The organism is Kitasatospora sp. NPDC001225 (genome assembly GCF_053597855.1).
The window spans coordinates 19,939-38,627 of record NZ_JBSFJC010000087.1 but is presented as its reverse complement, the minus strand read 5'-3'; the positions used below and the strand labels follow the sequence as shown (position 1 = coordinate 38,627).

The window sequence follows — 18,689 nt, the reverse complement described above, 5'->3', positions numbered from 1 at the left end:
GGCGTGTGCGGCGGCCAGCTGCTGCTGGGCCTCGCCGCGGGCGGCGTCCACGTCGGCGGCGGCCTGGGCGCCGGCCTGCTGGGCCTGCTCGGAGGCGGCGCGCAGCAGGCGCTCGGCGTCGTTCTGGGCCCGCTGCAGGGCGGCCTCGGCGGCGGCCTGGGCCTCGCCGCGGGCGGCGTCCACGTCGGCGGCGGTCTGGGCGCGGGCGTGGTCGGAGAGGGCGACGGCCTCCGCACGGGCGGCGGCGACCATCCGCTCGGCCTCGGCGCGGGCGTCCTGGAGCAGCCGCTGGGCCTCCTGCTCGGAGCCGGCCCGGGTCTGCTCGGCCCAGCCGTTGACGTGCTGCTCGGCGGAGCGGCGCAGCTCGGCGAGCTCGTCCTCCAGCTGGCGGCGACGGGCGGCGAGGTCGGCCTCCAGCCGGGCGGTGCGCTCGGCGGCCTCGGCCATGATCCGCTGGGTCGCGGCCTGGGAGTCGCGCAGCTGGCGCTCGGCGTCGGCGCGCAGCTGCTGGGCCTGCATCTCGGCGGTGCGGAGCATCTGCTCGGCCTGGCCGGAGACGGCGTCGAAGGCGCGCGGCTGGGCCAGCATCCGGCGGGACTCGTGCAGTTTCGCCCGCAGGACCTCCACCTGGTAGGCGAGGTCTTCGGCATGCTCGACTGCCTTGTCGCGCTCCTTCCGAGTCCGACCCATCTCGGCCTCGAACTGGGAGAGGTGATCGTCAGCCTCGTAGCGGTCGTTGCCCCGCACTCCGCGGTCCCATCCATCTCCTGGTCGCGTCCTCGACCCGGCCGGTTCCGGGCTCCGGTATCCCGGGCGCCGGTCCGACTGGTCCTTGCATCCGCAGCCGGTGGACGGTCCCCCGCCATGCCGGGGCCGCCCGCCGCGGTCGTCGGAATCCGGGGCGCGGGAGCGCGGGGGTGCCGCGTTCCCCCGTCCGAGTGGACTCCTGGGCGAACTCTTGCCTTGTGGAGAATGGTGACAGATCCGTCTTGCGACTGTTCAGCCGTGCCCGCGTAATGGACTCCCCTTGCGACGGGCCGACCGCCGGAGGGCGGACAGGCCTGTCTTCGGCCGTGCCCGTCGCCTCCGTCCCCCGGAGCCTTCGCGCACCTGGGCATTGTAGTGGGAGCGCACTGCGGGGGAATGGCCGCAGGGGTGTTTTCCGGCTCTTCCCGCCAGGTTACTGACGGGTCATGACCGACGGACCGTCGGCTGCCCCCGGGACGCCGCGCGCCCGGGGGCGGGCCGGGAGGGGGTCAGTGCCCGTCGTGGCCCTGCTGCGCGGAGGTGACCAGCTCGGTCAGCACGCCGCCGCAGTCCTTGGGGTGCAGGAAGGTGATCCGCGAACCCATCGAGCCGATCCGCGGCTGGTCGTAGAGGACCCGGACGCCCTTGTCCCGGATGGCCTCGGAGTCGCCGTCCACGTCGGCGGTGCCGAAGGCGATGTGGTGCACGCCCTCGCCGTTCTTCTCCAGCCACTTGGCCACGGTGGAGTCGGGCCGGGTGGGCTCCAGCAGCTGGAGGTACGAGGCGCCGCCGTCGTCGGTGCCGTTGATCCGGAGCATGGCCTCGCGGACGCCCTGCTCCTCGTTGACCTCGGAGTGGAAGACCTCGAAACCGTAGGTGGCGCGGTAGAACTCGACCGTCTTGTCGAGGTCTCGGCAGGCGATGCCGATGTGGTCGATGCGGGTCAGCACGACGGCCTCCGGGAGGTGGGGAGAAGGTGGTGGGGCTAAAGGTGCACCCAGTGCAGCGCATGGCCCGCGACGGGCGCCAGTGCCGGGCGTGCGAGCCTGCTCACACGGCGGGCCGCCCGGCGGGCGGCCCGCCGGGCGGTTCACCCGGAGCGGGTCGGCACGGTGTTGACTGGATGGTGCCAGTGCGCTCGATCACACCGTCGCTCCGGTGACGGGCGGGTAACGGGTCAGTACATTGAGCGCATCCTCACCTGGCCACGACGTGCGAAGGGGCCCGTCCCATGACCAACACCACCTCTGTGATCGTTGCCGGTGCGCGGACCCCGATGGGTCGCCTGCTGGGTTCCCTCAAGGGCTTCTCCGGCGCCGACCTCGGCGCCGTCGCGATCAAGGCGGCCCTGGAGCGGGCCGGGATCACCGGCGAGCAGGTCCAGTACGTGATCATGGGCCAGGTGCTCCAGGCCGGCGCCGGCCAGATCCCGGCCCGCCAGGCCGCCGTCAAGGCCGGCATCCCGATGAACGTCCCGGCGCTGACCGTCAACAAGGTCTGCCTCTCCGGCCTCGACGCCATCGCGCTCGCCGACCAGCTGATCCGGGCCGGCGAGTTCGACATCGTGGTGGCCGGCGGCCAGGAGTCGATGACCAACGCCCCGCACCTGCTGCCGAAGTCCCGCGAGGGCTTCAAGTACGGCGCGATCGCGATGCTCGACGCGATGGCCCACGACGGCCTCACCGACGCCTACGAGAACATCCCGATGGGCGAGTCCACCGAGAAGCACAACACCCGCCTGGGCATCCCGCGCGAGGCGCAGGACGAGATCGCCGCCGCCTCCCACCAGCGGGCCGCCAAGGCGCAGGCCGACGGGGTCTTCGACGCCGAGATCGTCCCGGTCGCCATCCCGCAGCGCAAGGGCGAGCCGGTGCTGTTCAGCCAGGACGAGGGCATCCGCGCGGACACCACCGTCGAGGGCCTGGCCAAGCTGCGCCCGGCCTTCACCAAGGACGGCACGATCACCGCCGGCACCTCCTCGCAGATCTCCGACGGCGCCGCCGCCGTGGTCGTGATGAGCAAGGCCAAGGCCGAGGAGCTGGGCCTGACCTGGATCGCCGAGATCGGCGCGCACGGCAACGTGGCCGGCCCGGACAACTCGCTCCAGTCGCAGCCGTCCAACGCGATCAGGCACGCGCTGGCCAAGGAGGGCCTGGAGGTCGCCGACCTCGACCTGATCGAGATCAACGAGGCCTTCGCGGCCGTCGCCCACCAGTCGATGAAGGATCTGGGCGTCACCTCCGACATCGTCAACGTCAACGGCGGCGCCATCGCGCTCGGCCACCCGATCGGGATGTCCGGCGCCCGCGTGGTGCTGACCCTGGCGCTGGAGCTGCAGCGCCGCGGCGGCGGGGTCGGCGCGGCCGCGCTGTGCGGCGGCGGCGGCCAGGGCGACGCGCTGATCGTGCGCGTCCCGAAGGCCTGACCGGCTCAGACCAGGGCTGCGGACCGCCGGTGGCGGTCCGCAGCCCCTTCGGCATCCGCGCAAGGAGCTCCTGATGATCGATGTCGCCACGCTGGTCGAGCAGGCCCGGGCGGGCCGGCCGCGGGCGGTCGCCCGGCTGATCACGCTGGTCGAGAACGCCGCGCCGCAGCTGCGGGAGGCGATGGCCGCGCTCGCGCCGTACACCGGGCGGGCGTACACGGTGGGCCTGACCGGCTCGCCCGGGGTCGGCAAGTCGACCTCCACCTCGGCGCTGGTCTCCGCCTACCGGCGGCTCGGCAAGCGGGTCGGGGTGCTGGCCGTCGACCCGTCCTCGCCGTTCTCCGGCGGCGCGCTGCTGGGCGACCGGGTCCGGATGCAGGACCACGCGACCGACCCCGAGGTGTTCATCCGCTCGATGGCCACCCGCGGCCACCTCGGCGGGCTCTCCTGGACGGCGCCGCAGGCGCTGCGGGTGCTGGACGCGGCCGGCTGCGAGGTGATCCTGGTGGAGACCGTCGGGGTGGGCCAGTCCGAGGTCGAGGTCGCCGCCCAGGCCGACACCACCGTGGTGCTGCTGGCCCCCGGGATGGGCGACGGCATCCAGGCCGCCAAGGCCGGGATCCTGGAGATCGGCGACGTCTTCGTGGTCAACAAGGCCGACCGGGACGGCGCCGACGCCACCGCGCGGGAGCTCAACCACATGCTGGGCCTCGGCGAGGCGCGGGAGGCGGGGGACTGGCGTCCGCCGATCGTCAAGACCGTCGCGGCCCGCGGCGAGGGCGTGGACGAGGTGGTCGAGGCGCTGGAGAAGCACCGCGCCTGGCTGGAGGAGCACGGCGAGCTCGCCGCGCGGCGCCGCCGCCGGGCCGCCGAGGAGATCGAGGCGATCGCGCTGGCCGAGCTGCGCGCCCGGATCGGCGACCTGCGCGGGGACCGGCACCTGGCCGTCCTCGCCGAACGCGTCGCCGAGGGCGCCCTGGACCCGTACGGCGCCGCCGACGAGCTCGTCGCCGGCCTGACCCGCGGCTGACCCGGGCCGGGCGCGCGGGCCCGCGAACCGTTTCCGCCCCGCCGCGATCGGATCGCGGCGGGGCGGAGTGGTGCGTGGGGTGCTACGGCTTGCCGCGCAGGCCGCGGAGGTGTTCGGCGACGGGGGCGAGGGCCTGGTACATGTCGTCGAGCTGCTCCGGGGTGAAGCGGTCGATGAAGTGGGCCCGGACGCTGCGCACGTGGTCGGGGGCGACCCGCTGCATGGTCTCCCAGCCGTGTTCGGTGAGGTGGGCGTAGAGGCCGCGGCGGTCGCCGGGGCACTCCTGGCGCAGCACCAGGCCGGCGTTCTCCATCCGGGTGATCTGGTGGGAGAGGCGGCTCTTCGACTGGAGGGTGGCGGTCGCGAGGTCGGTCATCCGCATCCGGCGGTCCGGGGCCTCGGAGAGCACGACCAGGATCTCGTAGTCGTTGATCGCGAGGTTGTGCGGCTGGAGTTCGCGGCTGAGCTGGTAGTCCAGCAGCTTGGCGACCTCCAGATGGGCGCGCCACATCCGCTGCTCCCTGGCGGTCAGCCAGGGAGTCTCCTCCTCGGGCTGCGACGGAGGGGTGTCCGCGGTCTCGATCGTGTGCGTATCCATGCCCTCTAGCATAGCCGATTTAGTTCAATCTTGTACAAGTTTACAGGCCGAAACGTCGTCCGAGGTCGCCCAGGTTACCGAGCCCGGGGATGTTGGGGTTGCCGCCGCCGTGCCCGGCCGTGCCCGGCTGGGACGGCACGCCGCCCACCGGGACGCCCGCCTCGGCGTCGACCGCTCCGACCGACCGCTCCGCCATCAGCTTCTCGCTCGACTGCAGCAGCACCTGGCCGGCGCCGATGAACTCGAACTGGTGCTCCTCGCCGGAGGCCCCGCCGATGCCGGTCAGCCGGCGCAGGCCGCCGATCAGCCCGTGCATGTAGTCGTGGTCGTAGTGGTGGCACGGCGCCGGGCAGTCCGCCCAACCGACCAGCGCCTGCGGGTCCACCCGGATCGGCGGCTCGACGAAGTGCACCGGGCCGTTGGAGGCGGCGACGAAGCGGCCGGTGCCGATCAGGGTCAGGAAGCCCGGGATGATCGACTGCTTGAGCCGCAGCGTCGGGTCGAAGGCCAGCAGGTTGCCGGAGCGGACGGTCAGGTTGCCCTCGTCCAGGTCGTACGAGTTGAGGTCGAACGCCCGGTCGGCCAGCAGCAGTTTGCCACGGCCCTCGGCGACCACCCAGTCCGCCGCGTGCATCGGCGAGTTGAAGTGCTGGCCGAGCACCCGGTCGACCGCCCCGGCGCCGACGCCCTTGAAGGTGATGTCGCCGTAGTAGGCGACCATCTTGCCCTTCTGGAGGAAGTAGGAGCCGTTCAGGTCGACCGAGAAGGCGTACGGGTTGACGTTGTCGCCGGCCGGCAGGCTGTGGGCGTCCCACACCACCGGCCCGGTGCCGCCGTGGCCGGTCGGCAGCGGGGCCAGTGGGCCGCCGAACTGCTCCTGGGCGTACGGCTGTTGCTGGCCGTACGGCTGCTGGGGCGGCTGCTGGTACTGCTGCTGGGGCTGGTGGCCGGGCGGGGGCGGCGGGTAGCCCTGCGGCGGGGGCGGCGGGTACCCGCCGGGCTGCGGGTAGCCCGGCTGCGGGCCGTACCCCGGCGGGGGCGGCGGGGTCGCGAAGCCGGGCTGGGTCGGCTGGTTGTGCGGCGAACCGTACGGGGGCTGCGGCGGGTAGGACATCAGAGCTTCTCCTCGCTCGCCTGGACGTACACCGCGCCCTGCCCGGACAGTTCCAGCTGGAACGCCTCGCCCGAGCCGCGGCCGATCATGTCGCGCCAACCCAGCGCCGTGGAGAGCTTGTTGCGCACGTCGCCGCGGTGCGCCACGTACGCCTGGGGGTCGACGTGGACCGACTGGCCGGGGGTGATCGGCAGCTCGAAGACGCCGCCGTGGGCCATCACCGCGACCGAGCCCTGGCCCTCCAGCTTGGTGGTGAACAGGCCCTGCCCGGTGACCTGGCCGCGGACCATGCCCATCACCCCGCCCTGCGAGCCCATGAACATGGTGGACTGCCGCAGCGTGCCCTCGAAGGCGAGCAGCCGGTCCGCCTCGACGTACAGGGTGTCGCCGAACAGGTCGATCACGTGGACGTGGTGGCCGCCGTGGCCGAACATCACCCGGCCCTGGCCCTCGACGGTCATCAGCGGGGTGTCCTCGTTGGCCACCCGGCGGCCGATCATCGACATCACGCCGCCCTGCCCGCCGGTGATGTTCGGCGTGAAGCGGACGTCGCCGCTGTACGCGAGCATCGCGCCGCGCTGGCTGAACAGCCGCTGCCCGGGCACCACCTGGGCTTCGACCATCTTCCCGTTGATCTTCGTGAAGCCCATCAGACGTCGCCCCCGATGGTGGCCTTCTCGGAGGGCTGGACGTACACCAGGCCCTCGCCGGTGAACTCGATCTGGACGGCCTCGCCGCCGCCCTCGCCGATGATCGTGGTCCAGCCCGCGCCCGACTTCAGGCTGCGCTGCAGGGTGCCGGTGTGCGCCACGTAGGCGCCCGGGTCCACCCGCAGCGGCATGCTCTTGTCGACCCGCAGGATGACGGCCGGGCCGTTGGAGGTGACGGCCGCCCAGCCGTGGCCCTCCACCTTGGTGGTGAACAGGCCGTTGCCCGAGGACATGCCGTTCAGCCCGGTGAAGCTGGTGCCGGTGTGCAGGGCGGACTCGGTGCAGAGCAGGTTGTCCGACTCGACGTACAGCGTCTCGCCGTTCAGCCGCACCAGGCTGATCTCGGTGGCCTTGTCGGCGAAGTAGCAGGTGCCCTGCCCCTTCACTTCCATGACCGTCATCTTCTCGCCGGTCAGCCGGCGGGTGACCATGCCGCGCAGGCCGTCCCCGCCGCCGGTCAACTTCTTGAAGGCCATCTGCCCGGTGTAGGCGACCATCGAGCCGTGTCGCGCCTTGACGGCGTCGCCGCCCAAGTCGACGGCGAGCACGCGCGATCCCTGGAGTCTGAACTGTGCCACGGCCGCAATCTAGCCGCTGCGGCCGTGGCGCGGGGAGGGTGCGTGGGCCGACTGGTACCGGTCTGGGACAAACGCGCCGGTCACGCCCGGCGCACGCGCCCCGGTCAGGCCCGGGCGTGCGCCCCCTGTCCGGGGCTCGGAACGGTGCCGGCCGCCTGCTCGACCTCCAGCAGCGAGGCCGAGTGGCGCTCCGCCTCGAAGGCCACCACGCCGCCGCGCAGCCCGAACAGGCGCTTGGAGAGCATGATCCAGAGCACCGCCGCGATGTTCAGCACCAGGGTGCAGATCTTCAGCGCGCTGACGTGGTGGCTCAGCTCGTAGCCCTCCAGCGGCAGGAAGGCCGCGGTGGCGACCACCGTCAGGTACTCGGCCCAGCGCTTGTTCAGCCAGAGGCCGACCGCCTCGACGATCTCGATCACCGCGTAGGCGATCAGCGCGCCCGCGACGATCAGCAGGGTGCTCTTCTTGAAGTCGAAGGTCTTGCGGATGGTCTCGACGATCGGGGCGTGTTCGAGGTCCCAGTGGAAGTGGTCGGTGACCGGCCGGAACACCGTGAGGTTCTCGTCGAAGACCCGGTGCACCGCGTCCTGGCTGTTGGAGAACTTCCACACGGCCCAGGCGACCACGATGATCAGCAGTCCGCGCAGCACCCGCTCGACGGCCAGGAAGCGCAGGATGAACAGGTCCCGCAGCGCCTTGCCGCGCGGCACCAGCGGCGCTTCGTCGGCCGGGCCGGAGCCGTGCGGGGCGCCCAGCGCGAAGTCGCCGCAGCGCAGGCAGCGCCAGGCGTCGCCGAGGGCGGTCGACGCGTGCAGCCGGGAGGCCAGCTCCGGCTCCGTCGGCGCGTAGGTGGTGTGGCCGCGCTTGGCGCAGGTCCTGCGGTCCCAGTCGCGCTTGAACATGTGGTGAGTACCCCCCGTGTGCGATGCCTCGGCGCCCGGATCGGTGGGCGCGCGGGCAGCAGGATAGGGGTTCCCGGTGACGGGCGGTCGCGCTCGGTGGCGTTCCGGCACAGAGCTGTGACAGGGCGGGCGGGCGCCGGACGGGCTCCGGGCAGGCGCCGGGCCGGCCGCTGTGAGATGGGGCACGGTGGCCACCCCCGGCCGGGGTCCCGTCCGTGGGCTCGGCGATAATGGGCCGGAATGCTTGTGAGTCGCTTCACAAGCGAGCCCGCGCCGCCGACCCCCCATATCGAGGTATCCATCGTGAACAGCAGCGCCGTCCACCGCCTGCGCCTGGTCTCCGGCCCCGAAGGGGTCTCCTTCATCCTGCTGCTGATCTGCTCGGTGCTGAAGCGGACGACCTCGTTCGACGCCGTCCCGGTGATGGGCATGGTGCACGGCGTCCTGTTCATCCTGTACGTGGTCTTCTGGATCCAGGCCTGGCAGGCGCAGAAGTGGGACGCCAAGCGCGGCGTCCTGATGTTCGTGCTCGCGGTGCTGCCCACCGGCGGCTTCTTCGCCGAGCGGATGCTGGCCAAGGAGGAGCGGGGCGAGCTGAAGCCCGCCACCGCCTGAGCCGGCCGCCCGGGCCCCCGCTCGGGCTCCGGCCTCCTCGTGGACGGTCGACAGGCTGCCACGGCCTCCTCTCCCAAAGGGCCGCGGCAGCCTGTCGCCGTTTCTTACCGGGGGTGGCTCGATTTCCTACCGGTTGCTACCGGTTCCTACCGGGGGTGGTGCGGGTCAGCTGACGTTGACGCCGCTCCAGGCCGCCGCGACCGCGTTGTACTCGGTGCTGGAGGCGCCGTACAGGTCGGTGGCGGCCTTCAGGGTCGCGGTGCGGGCGGCCTTGTAGTTGGTGGTGGAGGTCATGTAGACGGTCAGCGCGCGGTACCAGATCGCCGCCGCCTTGTCCCGGCCGATGCCGGTCACCGTCGAGCCGTTGGAGGTCGGGCTGTTGTAGCTGACCCCGTTGATGACCTTCGCCCCGCTGCCCTCGGCGAGCAGGTAGAAGAAGTGGTTGGCGACGCCCGAGGAGTAGTGGACGTCCTTGTTGCCGACCGTGGAGGACCAGTAGTCGGCCGAGGCGCCGTCCTTGGAGGGCTTGTCCATGTAGCGCAGCGGCGTGCCGTTGCCGTTGATGTTGAGCTTCTCGCCGATCAGGTAGTCGCCCGGGTCGACCGAGAGGTTGGCGGACCACTCGACCATGGTGCCGAAGATGTCCGAGGTGGCCTCGTTGAGGCCGCCGGACTCACCGGAGTAGTTGAGGTTGGCGGTGGCGGAGGTGACGCCGTGGCTCATCTCGTGGCCGGAGACGTCGATCGCGGTCAGCGGGTGGGTGTTGCCGGAGCCGTCGCCGTACGTCATGCAGAAGCAGGAGTCGTCCCAGAACGCGTTGACGTAGTTGGTGCTGTAGTGGACCCGGCTCGCCGCGCCGACGCCGTTGTTCTTGATGCCGTTGCGGCCGAAGGTGTTCTTGTAGTAGTCCCAGGTGGCCGCCGCGCCGAACTGGGCGTCCACGGCCGCGGATTCGCGGTTGGAGGCCAGGCCGTTGCCGAAGCTGTTGGTGGTGTTGGCGACGAGCGTGCCGCTGCCCGAGGTGCCGCCCTTGAGGTCGGTGGTGGACTGGTTGCCCCGGGAGGCGTCCTTCAGCTGGTAGGAGCTGCCGCTCTGGGTGGTGGTGAGCGAGACGCTGCCGACGTTGACGCCCTTGCCGGTGCCGGTGGCGGTCTTCACCTGCTCGTCGGTGGAGAGCACCTGGCCGGTGGCGGCGTCGGTGACGACCACCTGGCGGCTCGGGGTGCCGTCCGCGCGCTGGCCCTCGACCGTGGTGCGGTGGGCCAGTCGCGGGGTGCCGTCGGCGGCCCAGACGACCAGCTCGGGCGCGCCGGCGCCGTCGACCCGGCTGAGCGCGGCCTCCTCCTGGTCGGCGGCGCCGACCGTGGCCCGCACGGCGGCGGTGGCCTTCTCGGCGGCCTGGGGCGCGGCGAGGCCCGGGGTCAGGCTGGGCACGGACAGCTGTCCGGCGAAGGCCCGGTCGACGGACTTCACCGAGCCGTCGGCCTTCTGGTGGACGACCAGGTCGCCGCCGAGCACCGGCAGGCCCGCGTAGGTCCGGTCGTACCGCAGGTGGCGGGTGCCGTCCTTGTCCACCACCACGTCCTTGGGCACCAGCTTCTCCTGGCCGCCGAGGGCGAGGGCCTGGGCGACCGGGGCGCTCTGCCCGGAGGCCAGCGCGAGCAGCGCGGACTGCTGCTGGGCCGGGGAGGGGGCGGCGGCCTGGGCGGGGACGGCGGCGATCTGGATGACGCCGGCCAGCAGTGCGGTGGCGGAGAGTACGGCTCCGACAGTCAGCTTTCGCTTCACGTACGGGGGTTCCTTCCACGAGACCCGCGGGTGCGTGCGGGTGCGCCGCGTACCGGGGCGCCGGGGTTGGCACCTTGGGGGCGGTAGGGCGCGGACGTGCCGGTCCCGTGCGGTACCTGACGATCCGCCGGAAACGGGTGGGGCGGCGGATGGTCGGACGGGACTTGGTCAGAAGCATGACAATCGTTGGCAGGGATGGACAGGGCGCCTACCGGGATTGGCCAAGAACCGCCAGTGCCGGTACGGATGGTTCGGTTGCCGCCCGTTGCCCGGTTTCGGCGGTTCGTCCCCCTGGCGGGACTCCGCCAGCCGGACGGCCTTGACAGCGCCGCCCGGAAGGCGGACGCCCGGGCCCTCCGGCAGGAGGACCCGGGCGTCCGACGCGCCTGTGCGGTACGTCAGTTGACGTTGACGGCGGCCCAGGTCGCGGCGACGGCGCTGTACTCGGCGCTGGAGGCGCCGTACAGGTCGGCGGCGGCCTTCAGGGTGCCGGTGCGGGCGCCCGCGTAGTTGGTGGTGGAGGTGAAGTAGGTGGTCAGCGCGCGGTACCAGATCTGTGCGGCCTTGTCCCGGCCGATGCCCGCGAGCGTGGAGCCGTTGGAGGTCGGGCTGTTGTAGCTGACGCCGTTGATGGTCTTGGCGCCGCTGCCCTCGGCGAGCAGGTAGAAGAAGTGGTTGGCGACGCCGGAGGAGTAGTGGACGTCCTTGTTGCCGACGGTGGAGGACCAGTAGTCGGCCGAGGCGCCGTCCTTGGACGGCTTGTCCATGTAGCGCAGCGGGGTGCCGTCCCCGTTGATGTTGATCAACTCGCCGATCAGGTAGTCCGGCTTGTCGGAGGGCAGGTTGGCGTAGAACTCGACCATCGTGCCGAAGATGTCCGAGGTGGCCTCGTTCAGGCCGCCGGACTCGCCCGAGTAGTTGAGGTTGGCGGTGGCGGAGGTGACGCCGTGGCTCATCTCGTGGCCGGCCACGTCGAGTTCGGTGAGCGGGTGGGTGTTGCCGCTGCCGTCGCCGTACGTCATGCAGAAGCAGGAGTCGTCCCAGAACGCGTTCACGTAGTTGGAACCGTAGTGGACCCGGCTGGTGGCGCCGACGCCGTTGTTCTTGATGCCGTTGCGGCCGAAGGTGTTCTTGTAGAAGTCCCAGGTGACCGCCGCGCCGTACTGGGCGTCCACGGCGGCGGACTCGCTGTTGGAGGACAGGCCGTTGCCGAAGCTGTTGGTCGTGTTGGCGACCAGGGTGCCCGAGCCGGAGGTCTTGCCCTTCAGGGTGTACGTGGCCTGGCCGCCGCGGGTCGCGTCCTTGAGCTGGTAGCTCGAACCGCTCTGGGTGGTGGTCAGCGGGACGGAGCCGACGAAGACGCCCTTGCCGGTGCCGGCGGCGGTCCGCACCTGCTCGTGGCTGGAGAGCACCTCGCCGCTCGCCGCGTCGGTGACCAGCAGCTGGCGGCTCGGGGTGCCGTCGGCGCGCTCGCCCTCGACCGTGGTGCGGTACGCCAGGCGCGGGCTGCCGTCGGTGGCCCACACGACCAGCTCGGCCTTGCCGGTCTGGTGCACGGCGGTCAGCGGGGACTCGTCCTTGTCGGCGGCGATGCCCACGGTGGACTGCACGGCGCCGGTCGCCTGGTCGGCGGCCTTGTCGGCGGGGATCTGCGGGGTGAGGCTCGGCAGGGCGATGGTGGCGCCGGTGGCCTTGTCCACCGAGGTGGTCGAGCCGTCGGCCTTCTGGTGCACCACCAGGTCGCCGCCCAGGACGGGGAGGCCGGCGAAGGTGCGCTCGTAGCGCAGGTGGCGGGTGCCGTCGGCGTCCACCACGGCGTCCTTGGCCACCAGTTGCTCCTGGCCGCCCAGGGCCAGGGCGTGCGCGACCTTGCCGGCCTGGCCGTTGGCCAGGGCGATCAGGTCGGCGCGCTGCTTCGCGCCCTGGGACTGCGGGGCGGGGTCCGCGACGGCTGCGGTGCTCACCTGGACGACACCGGTGAGCAGGGCGGTGGCGGAGAGTACGGCGACTGCGGCGAGCTTTCGCTTCACGAACGAGTCCTTCCGGAAAACCGCGAGCGGGCGCGGTCGCGCGGCGTTCCGGGGGCCGGGGACGGCACCTGAGGGGCGGAACGGGCGCTGACGTGCGGGCCCCGTGCGGACTGAGCGGCTTCGCCACCGGTGGGTGGGGGTGGTGGCTGCCGAACGGGGTTGATCGAAAGCATGACAATCGAGCAAATCAAATGACAGGTCTTGCTCATGAATTGGCCAAGTCCCGCCACGGCGGAGGAATGTGAACGGATGGACAAAAGGGGCAAATCGTCCTGGTTTGCAGCGGGTTACCGTCCGAACCGAAGCCTGGTGGCGCGGCGCCGGGCCGCTCCGGGGCCAACCCCGGTGCGCCGGTGGCCCGTTGCCGCGCGTTCACATCGGCGCAATGTCCTGGTATGGACCTGACCGTCCGATTGGCGGGTTCCCGCCACGTGTTGCGCTTGTCCACCATCAGGACGCCTGGTAGCACACGTCCCGTCCGCCGGTACGGTAAGGAGGTGGCCAAGCCCCTCGCTCTCGACTTCGACCCGATCGCCCGCGCCGACGAGCTGTGGACCCGCCGTTGGGGCGGGGTCCCCTCGATGGCGGCGATCACCTCGGTCATGCGCGCCCACCAGATCCTGCTCTCCCGGGTGGACGCGGTGCTCAAGCCGTACGGGCTGACCTTCGCCCGCTACGAGGCCCTGGTGCTGCTGACCTTCAGCCGGACCGGCGAGCTCTCGCTCTCCAAGATCGGCGAGCGGCTCATGGTCCACCCGACCAGCGTCACCAACACCGTCGACCGCCTGGAGCGGGCCGGCCTGGTCGCCCGCCGCCCCAACCCGCTGGACGGCCGCGGCGTGCTGGCCGCGATCACCGGGCGCGGTCGCGAGGTGGTCGAGGAGGCGACCCGGGAGCTGATGGCGATGGAGTTCGGGCTGGAGGAGTACGACGCCGAGCAGTGCCACCAGGTGTTCGAACTGCTCAGGCCGCTGCGGATCGCGGCCGGCGACTTCGCCGAGCCGTCCGAGGGGGCTGCGAAGGGCCGGGCGTGAAGGCGGCTACCCTCGTGTGAGCGGTGCGCGGATCCGGGCGTACCGGCGGACCGTGCCGAGCGAGGCGAGGAAGATCATGAAGGCGACCCCCCTGCTGGGCTGGTACCGGGCCCTGGCCATTGCGACCGGTACGGCGCTGCTGGTGTTCTGCGGCTTCATGGTCGCGAAGTACGGCTTCGACGCGGCCAAGGACGTGACCACGTACGTCGCGATGCTGCACGGCTACCTCTACATCGGGTACTTCGTGGTGACCTTCATGCTCGGGCAGAAGCTGAAGTGGCCGATGGGCCGGCTGGTGCTCACCCTGGCGGCGGGCTGCATCCCGTTCCTCTCCTTCGTCTTCGAGCGCAAGGTGGCCCGCGAGGCCGCCGAGCAGCTCCCGGCGGGCGGCGGCGCCCGCCAGCCGGCCGGCGTCTGAGCCCCGGGCTCCGGCTTCCGGGCTCCGACTCCCAGGTTTCGCGAGAGCGCCCCTTCCCCGACCGGGGGAGGGGCGCTCCGGCGTTCCCGGGCCCCGTTCGGGCGGCTCCCGGAGCCCCCCGGGCCGGATCCCGGTCCCTTTCGGGGGATCGCGGGCCGTGCGGGCGGGTTGTCCATCGACAAGTACTAGGACGTCCGAGTAAATTGTTAGGACGTCCTACTAGCTGTGCCGCCCCGTCGCCGCGGCGGCCGTACGGAGCGGAGTTCGGGATCATGGACGCCGAGGAGATCGAGCGGGGCCGGCAGCGCTGGCAGCAGCGGTACGACAAGGCCCGCAAGCGCGACGCGGACTTCACCACCCTCTCCGGCGACGAGGTCGAGCCGGTCTACGGCCCGCCCGCCGGGCAGGCCTACGAGGGCTTCGAGCGGATCGGCTGGCCGGGCGAGTACCCGTACACCCGCGGTCTGCACCCGACCGGCTACCGGGGCCGCACCTGGACCATCCGCCAGTTCGCCGGCTTCGGCAACGCCCAGCAGACCAACGAGCGCTACCGGATGATCCTGGACGCGGGCGGCGGCGGCCTCTCGGTCGCCTTCGACATGCCGACCCTGATGGGCTACGACTCGGACGACCCGAAGTCGCTCGGCGAGGTCGGCCACTGCGGCGTGGCCATCGACTCGGCCGCCGACATGGAGGTGCTGTTCGACGGCATCCCGCTCGGCGGGGTCACCACCTCGATGACGATCAGCGGCCCGGCCGTGCCGGTCTTCTGCATGTACCTGGTGGCCGCCGAGCGCCAGGGCGTGGACCCGGCGGTGCTCAACGGCACCCTCCAGACGGACATCTTCAAGGAGTACATCGCGCAGAAGGAGTGGCTCTTCGCCCCCGAGCCGCACCTGCGCCTGATCGGCGACCTGATGGCCTACTGCGCCGAGGGCATCCCCGCGTACAAGCCGCTGTCGGTCTCCGGCTACCACATCCGCGAGGCCGGGGCCACGGCCGCGCAGGAGCTGGCGTACACCCTCGCGGACGGCTTCGGCTACGTCGAGCTGGGCCTCTCCCGCGGCCTGGACGTGGACGTCTTCGCGCCCGGCCTGTCCTTCTTCTTCGACGCGCACCTGGACTTCTTCGAGGAGATCGCCAAGTTCCGCGCCGCGCGCCGGATCTGGGCCCGCTGGATGCGCGAGCGCTTCGGCGCCAAGACCGACAAGGCGCAGTGGCTGCGCTTCCACACCCAGACCGCCGGCGTCTCGCTGACCGCGCAGCAGCCGTATAACAACGTGGTCCGCACCGCCGTCGAGGCGCTGGCCGCGGTGCTCGGCGGCACCAACTCGCTGCACACCAACGCCCTGGACGAGACCCTGGCGCTGCCCTCCGAGCAGGCCGCCGAGATCGCCCTGCGCACCCAGCAGGTGCTGATGGAGGAGACCGGCGTCGCCAACGTCGCCGACCCGCTGGGCGGTTCCTGGTACGTCGAGGCGCTGACCGACCGGATCGAGCAGCAGGCCGAGGCGATCTTCCAGCGGATCCTGGACAAGGGCCGCGAGGACCACGAGATCGGCCCGATCACCTCCGGCATCCTGCGCGGCATCGAGGAGGGCTGGTTCACCGGGGAGATCGCCGAGGCGGCCTTCCAGTACCAGCAGTCGGTGGAGAAGGGCGACAAGCGCGTGGTCGGCGTCAACTGCCACCCGCGCAGCGTCACCCCGGAGCTGGAGATCCTGCGGGTCAGCCACGAGGTCGAACGCGAGCAGGTCCGGGTGCTGCGGGAGCGCAAGGCGGCCCGGGACGACGCGGCCGTCCGGGCCGGGCTGGACGCCATGCTGGCGGCGGCGCGCTCGGGCGAGTCGATGATCCCGCCGATGCTGGACGCGGTGCGCGCCGAGGCGACGCTGGGCGAGATCTGCAACGCGCTGCGCGAGGAGTGGGGCACGTACCAGGAGAACGCGATGTTCTGAGGCCGCGGCCGACGCGGAGCCGCCGTACGGGATCCCGTACGGCGGCTTTGCCGTGTCTCCGGCCGGGGTGCGCTCAGCCCGCGAGCATCGGTCCGAGCAGCAGGTCGGTGAAGCGGCGGGTCCACTCCGGGGTGATCGGCTCGCCGCTGACCAGGACGCGGTGCTCGACGGTGCCCGCGATGGTGTCGAAGATGATGTCGACCTCCTCGCGGGCCGAGGTGTCGTCGGTGTCCGCCTCCAGCTCGCCGCGGGCCTGGGCGGCCGCCCGGCCCTGGCGGACCAGCCGCTTCTGCGGGTCCACGATGGCCTCGCGGATCCGCCGCCGCAGCTGGCGGTCGCGGGTGCCCTCGGCGAACAGCGCGAGCAGCGCGGCCTGGGTCTCCGGGCGGGCCAGCAGGTCGGCGAACTGGGCCACCACGGCCTCGATGTCGGCCCGCAGGCTGCCGAGGTCGGGCATCACCAGCTCGTCGAAGAGGGTGGCGACGGCGTCCACCACGAGCTCGTTCTTGGACGGCCAGCGGCGGTAGAGGGTGGTCTTGGCGACCCCGGCCCGGCTCGCCACGTGGCCCATGGTCAGTCCGCCCCAGCCGAGTTCGGCCAGGGTCTCGCGGGTGGCGTCGAGGATGGCGCGGTCGGCGGCGGCGCTGCGCGGGCGGCCCTTGGCCCGGGCGGTGCCCGCGGGCGCCGGGCAGTCCTGGTGCGTGCCCTGCGGGCTCGCTGGGGGCTGGGCGGCCGGCACCGGGCCTCCTTGCGCTCTACTGGTAAGTAACTTGGGTGGGGCTGGTAACGGTAGCGACTGTTCGTCCGTTCGGGCAGCGGGGCACCCCGGGAAAGTGGGGCAGGTCACGTCCCCGAACCACCGGAGGGGCTTGCGGCCGGGCCACCGGCTCCAGTTACGCTACGACTCGTAGCGAAAGCAGTGACAACCAGGCGCCGCGTCCCGTGGGACGGGAGCGGCGCGGGCGCGGGTGGGGATCCGCGCCGAACGGTCCAAGCTACCGGGGGAGGGGCACGGCGCCCGGGAACCCGCACCGCGCGGCCCGCGCGGGGCGACTTTCCGGAGGTTGGTGCCCGCGAGCAGCGCGGACGGGGGAGGATGGTGCCATGCAGCCACGGAATTCGCGTCTCAACAGCTCCGCCCTGCGCGGTGCGGTCGACCTCGCCGCAGTGAAGGCGGCCGGCGAAGCCGCCCAGAAGGCCGAGCAGGCCCGGGCCGAGCGGGCTCGTCAGGCGTCCGCCGCCGATGCGGACGGAGCCGCCCCCGCCCGGACCGCCCACCAGCTCGTCATCGACGTCACCGAGGACACCTTCGAGACCGAGGTCGTCCAGCGCTCCACCGAGGTGCCGGTCGTCATCGACTTCTGGGCCGAGTGGTGCGGGCCCTGCAAGCAGCTGAGCCCGGTCCTGGAGGGCCTGGCCGAGGAGTACGCCGGCCGCTTCGTGCTCGCCAAGATCGACGTCGACGCCAACCCGCTGCTCTCCCAGCAGTTCGGCATCCAGGGCATCCCGGCCGTGATGGCCGTGGTGGCCGGCCAGCTGGTGCCGCTGTTCCAGGGCGCGGAGAGCGCGGCCAACATCCGTCAGATCCTGGACCAGCTGATCCTGGTCGCCGAGCAGCGCTTCGGCGTGGCCGGCCTGGCCGGTGGCGCGGCCGCCCCGGGCGAGGCCCCGGCCGCCGCCCCGCAGCGCCCCGAGGACCCGGCGCTGTCCGCCGCGCACGACGCGCTGGACGCCGGCGACCTGGGCGGTGCCATCCAGGCCTACCGGAACGTGCTGGCCGAGCAGCCGGGCAACACCGAGGCCAAGCTGGGCCTGGCCCAGGCCGAGCTGCTGAAGCGGATCGAGGGTCTGGACCTCCAGGCCGTCCGGTCGGCGGCCGCCGCCGACCCGAAGGACGTCGGGATCCAGCTCAAGGCGGCCGACCTGGACCTGGTCGGCGGTCACGTCGAGGACGCCTTCGGGCGCCTGGTGGCCACCGTCGGGCGGACGGCCGGCGAGGACCGGGACACCGCCCGGCTGCGCCTGCTGGAGCTGTTCGAGGTGATCGGCCCGGAGGACCCGCGGGTCGTCGCGGCCCGTACGGCGCTGGCGCGCGTGCTGTTCTGAGCCCGCTCCGGGCCGGCTCCCGAGCCGGTTCTGAGCCCGGATCAGGTCCGCTGCCTGGCACGGCGGATGACCTGCGGTGTCGCTGGTGATTTGGCGACAATCCGGTCAACTGAACAGAGGTTTACCAAATCTTGATTTCACCCGTGGGTGGTCACCTTGTGTGACCGCCCACGGGTGTTTCGCTTGCGTTTCCGGCAGATTTCGCCGTCACGTTTCCTTCAAGACGTCACGCAGGGTGTGGCCCGGGTCGATTCCATGATCAACGCCACCTGATGTTGCATTACCCGTCAGTAAGGAACCTCTTGTGCTTCGCCCGGGATTCAAGCACGATCGGCCACGCCCGGTCCCGGGCTCCACACCCCGACCCCGGTCGGCCACGCGGAGCGCGGGATCCCCACCGGGCGGTCCGTCGGCCCCGGCCGGCGGGAGGGAGGGCAGGGGGGTATCCGCGGTCCCACGGCGGTTCCTGTCCTTCGACCGGCCGCGCGGCCCTGCGCGGTCGCTGGTTGTCGCTCGGGGGTGATCGCCGATGTCGTCGGTCCTGCCCGCCGCCCCGCAAGGACGGCCGGTGCTTGGACGGGAGGTCCGCTGCACGCGGGCCGCTCCCGCGTCCGACGACGCCCAAGGCGCTCTCCG

General features: G+C 72.0%; 16 protein-coding genes and 1 pseudogene. 7 read left to right on the top strand and 10 right to left on the bottom strand.

What is annotated here, in order from left to right; all coding sequences use genetic code 11:
- Positions 1 to 747 (bottom strand): annotated as a pseudogene (locus ACWDCZ_RS26380) (hypothetical protein); the annotation flags it as partial.
- Positions 748 to 1,256: 509 nt separating this feature from the next.
- Positions 1,257 to 1,697 (bottom strand): methylmalonyl-CoA epimerase, encoded by a 441-nt coding sequence (mce, locus tag ACWDCZ_RS26375; RefSeq protein WP_049651447.1) that lies wholly within the window; start codon positions 1,695 to 1,697, stop codon positions 1,257 to 1,259.
- A gap of 281 nt (positions 1,698 to 1,978) precedes the next feature.
- Between mce and ACWDCZ_RS26370 the strand changes: the two genes are divergently transcribed.
- Together ACWDCZ_RS26370 and meaB are read left to right on the top strand one after the other, a co-directional pair.
- Positions 1,979 to 3,172, top strand: coding sequence for an acetyl-CoA C-acetyltransferase (locus ACWDCZ_RS26370; protein WP_074001457.1), 1,194 nt, complete (start codon positions 1,979 to 1,981; stop codon positions 3,170 to 3,172).
- A 73-nt stretch (positions 3,173 to 3,245) separates the two neighbouring features.
- A complete protein-coding gene (gene meaB, locus ACWDCZ_RS26365; RefSeq protein ID WP_074001458.1) occupies positions 3,246 to 4,202 on the top strand; it encodes a methylmalonyl Co-A mutase-associated GTPase MeaB in 957 nt (318 codons plus the stop codon).
- Between the two features lie 82 nt (positions 4,203 to 4,284).
- On the opposite strand, the gene ACWDCZ_RS26360 is transcribed toward meaB, so the two are convergent.
- The 5 genes from ACWDCZ_RS26360 to ACWDCZ_RS26340 all read right to left on the bottom strand — a co-directional run bounded on the left by ACWDCZ_RS26360 (position 4,285) and on the right by ACWDCZ_RS26340 (position 8,104).
- On the bottom strand, positions 4,285 to 4,800 hold the full coding sequence (locus ACWDCZ_RS26360) for a MarR family winged helix-turn-helix transcriptional regulator (RefSeq protein WP_049651450.1): 516 nt from the start codon (positions 4,798 to 4,800) through the stop codon (positions 4,285 to 4,287).
- Positions 4,801 to 4,840: 40 nt separating this feature from the next.
- A complete protein-coding gene (locus tag ACWDCZ_RS26355) occupies positions 4,841 to 5,650 on the bottom strand; it encodes an AIM24 family protein (RefSeq protein ID WP_049651462.1) in 810 nt (269 codons plus the stop codon).
- A gap of 263 nt (positions 5,651 to 5,913) precedes the next feature.
- On the bottom strand, positions 5,914 to 6,564 hold the full coding sequence (locus tag ACWDCZ_RS26350) for an AIM24 family protein (protein ID WP_049651451.1): 651 nt from the start codon (positions 6,562 to 6,564) through the stop codon (positions 5,914 to 5,916).
- A complete protein-coding gene (locus tag ACWDCZ_RS26345) occupies positions 6,564 to 7,202 on the bottom strand; it encodes an AIM24 family protein (RefSeq protein WP_074001459.1) in 639 nt (212 codons plus the stop codon). The genes ACWDCZ_RS26350 and ACWDCZ_RS26345 overlap by 1 nt, the downstream gene beginning before the upstream one ends.
- 104 nt (positions 7,203 to 7,306) lie before the next feature.
- Positions 7,307 to 8,104 (bottom strand): DUF2127 domain-containing protein, encoded by a 798-nt coding sequence (locus ACWDCZ_RS26340; protein WP_049651453.1) that lies wholly within the window; start codon positions 8,102 to 8,104, stop codon positions 7,307 to 7,309.
- 240 nt (positions 8,105 to 8,344) lie between these two features.
- Between ACWDCZ_RS26340 and ACWDCZ_RS26335 the strand changes: the two genes are divergently transcribed.
- Entirely contained in the window at positions 8,345 to 8,719 is a 375-nt protein-coding gene (locus ACWDCZ_RS26335; protein ID WP_049651454.1) for a DUF3817 domain-containing protein, read from the top strand.
- Positions 8,720 to 8,884: 165 nt separating this feature from the next.
- Here the strand turns inward: ACWDCZ_RS26335 and ACWDCZ_RS26330 are convergent, their stop codons facing one another.
- Positions 8,885 to 10,507, bottom strand: coding sequence for a M4 family metallopeptidase (locus ACWDCZ_RS26330; RefSeq protein WP_449817130.1), 1,623 nt, complete (start codon positions 10,505 to 10,507; stop codon positions 8,885 to 8,887).
- 398 nt (positions 10,508 to 10,905) lie between these two features.
- Entirely contained in the window at positions 10,906 to 12,537 is a 1,632-nt protein-coding gene (locus ACWDCZ_RS26325; RefSeq protein WP_049651456.1) for a M4 family metallopeptidase, read from the bottom strand.
- Between the two features lie 497 nt (positions 12,538 to 13,034).
- On the opposite strand from ACWDCZ_RS26325, the gene ACWDCZ_RS26320 reads away from it, so the two are divergent.
- The 3 genes from ACWDCZ_RS26320 to ACWDCZ_RS26310 all read left to right on the top strand — a co-directional run bounded on the left by ACWDCZ_RS26320 (position 13,035) and on the right by ACWDCZ_RS26310 (position 15,947).
- Positions 13,035 to 13,571 (top strand): MarR family winged helix-turn-helix transcriptional regulator, encoded by a 537-nt coding sequence (locus ACWDCZ_RS26320; protein ID WP_049651457.1) that lies wholly within the window; start codon positions 13,035 to 13,037, stop codon positions 13,569 to 13,571.
- A 76-nt stretch (positions 13,572 to 13,647) separates the two neighbouring features.
- On the top strand, positions 13,648 to 13,989 hold the full coding sequence (locus tag ACWDCZ_RS26315) for a DUF3817 domain-containing protein (RefSeq protein ID WP_049651458.1): 342 nt from the start codon (positions 13,648 to 13,650) through the stop codon (positions 13,987 to 13,989).
- Between the two features lie 272 nt (positions 13,990 to 14,261).
- On the top strand, positions 14,262 to 15,947 hold the full coding sequence (locus ACWDCZ_RS26310) for an acyl-CoA mutase large subunit family protein (protein ID WP_049651459.1): 1,686 nt from the start codon (positions 14,262 to 14,264) through the stop codon (positions 15,945 to 15,947).
- Between the two features lie 73 nt (positions 15,948 to 16,020).
- On the opposite strand, the gene ACWDCZ_RS26305 is transcribed toward ACWDCZ_RS26310, so the two are convergent.
- Positions 16,021 to 16,686: a TetR/AcrR family transcriptional regulator gene (locus ACWDCZ_RS26305; RefSeq protein ID WP_079271888.1), complete on the bottom strand. Its 666-nt coding sequence runs from the start codon at positions 16,684 to 16,686 to the stop codon at positions 16,021 to 16,023.
- Between the two features lie 365 nt (positions 16,687 to 17,051).
- On the opposite strand from ACWDCZ_RS26305, the gene ACWDCZ_RS26300 reads away from it, so the two are divergent.
- The gene (locus ACWDCZ_RS26300) at positions 17,052 to 18,053 is read left to right on the top strand and encodes a tetratricopeptide repeat protein (protein WP_449817129.1); all 1,002 of its coding nucleotides are present in this window, start codon (positions 17,052 to 17,054) and stop codon (positions 18,051 to 18,053) included.
- The last annotated feature ends 636 nt before the right edge of the window (positions 18,054 to 18,689 follow it).

Coding starts and splice junctions, on each gene's coding strand:
- meaB (WP_074001458.1), top strand. CDS start 3,246: ATGATCGATGTCGCCACGCTGGTCGAGCAGGCCCGGGCGGGCCGGCCG.
- ACWDCZ_RS26335 (WP_049651454.1), top strand. CDS start 8,345: ATGCTTGTGAGTCGCTTCACAAGCGAGCCCGCGCCGCCGACCCCCCAT.
- ACWDCZ_RS26315 (WP_049651458.1), top strand. CDS start 13,648: ATGAAGGCGACCCCCCTGCTGGGCTGGTACCGGGCCCTGGCCATTGCG.
- ACWDCZ_RS26310 (WP_049651459.1), top strand. CDS start 14,262: ATGGACGCCGAGGAGATCGAGCGGGGCCGGCAGCGCTGGCAGCAGCGG.
- ACWDCZ_RS26300 (WP_449817129.1), top strand. CDS start 17,052: ATGCAGCCACGGAATTCGCGTCTCAACAGCTCCGCCCTGCGCGGTGCG.
- ACWDCZ_RS26340 (WP_049651453.1), bottom strand. CDS start 8,104: ATGTTCAAGCGCGACTGGGACCGCAGGACCTGCGCCAAGCGCGGCCAC.
- ACWDCZ_RS26360 (WP_049651450.1), bottom strand. CDS start 4,800: ATGGATACGCACACGATCGAGACCGCGGACACCCCTCCGTCGCAGCCC.
- ACWDCZ_RS26350 (WP_049651451.1), bottom strand. CDS start 6,564: ATGGGCTTCACGAAGATCAACGGGAAGATGGTCGAAGCCCAGGTGGTG.
- ACWDCZ_RS26370 (WP_074001457.1), top strand. CDS start 1,979: ATGACCAACACCACCTCTGTGATCGTTGCCGGTGCGCGGACCCCGATG.